Annotated in this window: 3 protein-coding genes; 1 reads left to right on the forward strand and 2 read right to left on the reverse strand. The window is 73.7% G+C overall.

The window, feature by feature from the left end:
• A partial coding sequence (locus VGI02_RS16805) for a Fe-S cluster assembly protein SufB (protein WP_527249133.1) occupies positions 1–693 on the reverse strand: 693 nt, incomplete at its 3' end.
• Positions 690–1,499 (reverse strand): helix-turn-helix transcriptional regulator, encoded by an 810-nt coding sequence (locus VGI02_RS16810; protein WP_331628858.1) that lies wholly within the window; start codon positions 1,497–1,499, stop codon positions 690–692. The genes VGI02_RS16810 and VGI02_RS16805, both read right to left, overlap by 4 nt.
• Before the next feature lie 193 nt (positions 1,500–1,692).
• Here VGI02_RS16810 and mptB point away from each other — a divergent pair, with 193 nt between their 5' ends.
• On the forward strand, positions 1,693–3,321 hold the full coding sequence (mptB, locus tag VGI02_RS16815) for a polyprenol phosphomannose-dependent alpha 1,6 mannosyltransferase MptB (RefSeq protein ID WP_331628860.1): 1,629 nt from the start codon (positions 1,693–1,695) through the stop codon (positions 3,319–3,321).
• Positions 3,322–3,504: the final 183 nt, after the last annotated feature.

Consider the following 3,504-nt stretch of genomic DNA (forward strand, 5'->3'; position numbering starts at 1 on the left):
CGTCCGCTCGAACTGGCCCATGTTCTCGGTGTTGATCCGGAAGTAGGCCTGCAGCGGGATGTCCACGTGGACGCCCTTGGGCACGTAGATGAACGAGCCGCCGGACCACACCGCGGAGTTCAGCGCGGAGAACTTGTTGTCCCCGGCCGGGATCACCGAGCCGAAGTACTCCTCGAACAGTTCCGGGTGCTCCCGCAGCCCGGTGTCGGTGTCCATGAAGATGACACCCTGCTCCTCGAGGTCCTCCCGGATCTGGTGGTAGACGACCTCGGACTCGTACTGGGCGGCCACACCGGAGACCAGACGGCTCTTCTCGGCCTCGGGGATGCCGAGCTTGTCGTAGGTGTCCTTGATGTCGGCGGGCAGGTCGTCCCAGGTGGCCGCCTGCTTCTCCGTCGACCGGACGAAGTACTTGATGTTGTCGAAGTGGATGCCCGACAGGTCCGAGCCCCAGCTGGGCATCGGCTTCTTGTCGAACATGCCCAGTGCCTTGAGACGGAGCTGGAGCATCCAGTCCGGCTCGTCCTTCTTCGACGAGATGTCGCGGACCACGGCCTCGTTGAGCCCACGCTGGGCGCTCGCGCCCGCGGCGTCGCTGTCGTGCCAGCCGAACTGGTAGCTCCCCAGGGAGGCGAGGGTCTCCTCCTGGGTGAGGGGCTCCTGCGGTGTGGTCCGCTCCGCGGCGGTGGTCATAAGACCTGCCTTCCCTTGACGTCGGGCCCCCCGCCGCCGGCGGCGGGGGTGGTGGTGCCCGTCTGGTCGTGCTCGTTCGCCCCGCGCGACGGCTGCGCCGGGACGTGGGTGGTGCACGCGGCGTCGCCGCGCGCGATCGTGGCGAGCCGCTGGACGTGGGTGCCCAGCAGTTCGGCGAACACCTCGGCCTCGGCCTCGCACAGCGCCGGGAACTCCGCGGCGACGTCGGCGACCGGGCAGTGGTGCTGGCACAGCTGCTCGCCGGTCACCCGTGCGTCGAGGCCGTCCTGGGCGCCCGCGCCCCGCGTGGTCGCGGCGTAGCCCTCGGCGGTGAGTGCCCCGGCGAGCCGGGCGGCGCGCTCGCCGCGGTCCGCCCCGGCCAGGACGTGCTCGCGGTGCTGTCCCACCATCGCGAGCGCCCGCTCCCGGGCGAAGGCCTTGACGGCCTCCTCCCCCGCGGCCTCGCCCAGCCTGCGCAGGGCGGCCACCGCGAGCTCGGCGGGACCGTCCTCGCCACGCCCGATGCGGGCGCGGCCGCTGGCCGTCAGGAGGAACTGGCGTGCGGGGCGGCCCCGCTTGCGTCCCGCCGAGTGCGGGGCGTCCCGCGTGGCGACGCTGCCCTCGTCGACGAGGGCGTCGAGATGACGCCGCACGCCGGGGCCGGACAGCCGCAGCTGGTCGGCGAGGACACCCGCCGTCGTCGGGCCCTGTTCCAGGAGCACGCGCACGACGGCGTCGCGGGTCCGGCCGTCTGCCGCGGACCGGGCGTGCTCGGCGTGGGCCGCGTCCGGCGAATCCACCACCACGTCGTCCACCTCCGTCCGCTCCGGTCGTTCGTGTCCGTCTCCGGGGCCGATCATGAACCCCGGCCCCGTCTTTTGACAACACCAGTCTTGCCTATATCCCCGTGGGCGGCAAAGTCGGCCCCCGGGGGCGTGTCACAGGTCACCCGGCCGGGGTCGAACAGGCGTGTCACGGGCCCTCGGTATCGTTCCCGAGGTGACGGCCACGGCACCGACGGCGCCTCCGGAGGAGCCCTCGCCGTCGGGACCCGCCACGGCGGACACCGGCGCGAGCGGCGCCGAGGCGCCCGCGACTCCCGACGAGCGCCGCAGGCTGCGGTTCTGCCGGCGCTTCGGGTTCACCGGCTCGCTGCTGATGGCGGTCGGCGCCCTCGGCTGCGGCGCGATGCCTGCCTCGGCGTACAACCCGCTGCTCGGCGTGCGGGTGCTCGGCCTGCCCGCCCGGCTGCCCACCGTCTCGCTCGCGACCGCCTACGTCGGCATGGGCATGATGGTGCTGGCGTGGCTCTGGCTGGGCCGGCTCGCGTGGCCCGGGCGCGTCCGCCTCACCGTCCGCCAGCTCACCCGCATCCTCGTCATGTGGGCCGCGCCGCTGGCCGTCGCGCCGCCGCTGTTCTCCACCGACGTGTACGGCTACCTCTCGCAGTCCGAGGTGGTCTCGCGCGGGTTCGACCCCTACGTCTTCGGCGCCGCGCAGGCGCTGGGCCTCGACGACCCCCTGGTCGCCAGCATCCCGACGATATGGCGCACCACGCCCTCGCCGTACGGGCCCGGGTTCCTCACCTTCGGCCGGCTGGTCACCGCGATCGCCGGCGACGACATCGTGCTCGGCGTCTACCTGCACCGCGTGCTGGCCCTGGTCGGCATCGGCCTGGTCATCTGGGCGGCGCCCCACCTGGCGCGGCGCGCGGGCGTCGAGCCGATCGCGGCCGTGTGGCTGGCCGTCAGCCCGCTGGTCCTCTTCCACCTGGTCTCGGGCATCCACAACGACGCGATCATGCTCGGTGTCGTCTTCTTCGGCCTCGAGATCGGGTTCCGGCGGTCCTGGTTCCTCGGCGCGGTGATCATCGGGCTCGGCGCCTCGGGCAAGATCCCCGCGATCCTTGCGCTGGCGTTCCTGTCCGCGCACGTCGCCCGCGAGCGCTGCCTCGCCGCAGGCGGTGACCCACGGGGCCGGGAGGGGATCCTCTCGCTGGTCCGCTGGGGTGCGCTCGTGTCGGCCACCGGGCTGGCGGCGGTGGGCGCGGTGTCGGTGCTCTCCGGGCTGGGCTTCGGGTGGATCACCGCGCTGTCGGTGCCCAACCTGCTGCGCAGCTGGCTCTCGATCACCACCGACCTCGGCGTGCTCGGCGGTCAGGTCGGGATCGCGCTGCAGCTCGGCGACCACACCGACGCCGTCCTCTCGCTCACCCGCTCGGCGGGGCTCGGCGTCGCGGCCCTCGTGTGCGCCCTGCTGGTGCTCGCGGTCCTGCGCGGCCGGCTGCACCCGGTGGCGGGCGTCGCCTACGGGTTCGGCGCGGTCTTCCTCGCCGGCCCGGTGCTGCACCCCTGGTACCTGCTGTGGCTGATGGTCCCGCTCGCCGCCTCGGTCACCGCGCCGCGCATCCGGGGCGTGGCCGTCGCGGTCTGCGCGTCGGTGGCGCTGCTCGTACCGCCGACCGGGAACGACTTCACCTTCCGGGCCTACCAGCTCCCGATGGCGATCTTCGCCGCGCTCGCCGTCGCGGTCGTGCCGCTGCTCGCCGCGCGGGGGCACACCCCGCGCATCCCGCCCCGGCGCACCGATCAGGCCGAGCCCGACCCGGTCACCGAGGAGCACTCCTGAGCGGGCCGTCCGGTCGTACCCGTGCATCCCTGCCCGCTTCCCCGCGACCTAGGGTGGTCGCCGTGGGCAGCACCGACGGTCGCGCTCCGCTGCGCCCCGACTCCGACGCGCCGGCGGTCGAGGTGCGCGACCTCGTGGTGCGCTACGGCGAGACGACCGCCGTGGACGGGCTGGATCTCGACC

This window comes from Actinomycetospora sp. (genome assembly GCF_036497245.1).
In the GTDB taxonomy this organism is placed as follows: domain Bacteria; phylum Actinomycetota; class Actinomycetes; order Mycobacteriales; family Pseudonocardiaceae; genus Actinomycetospora.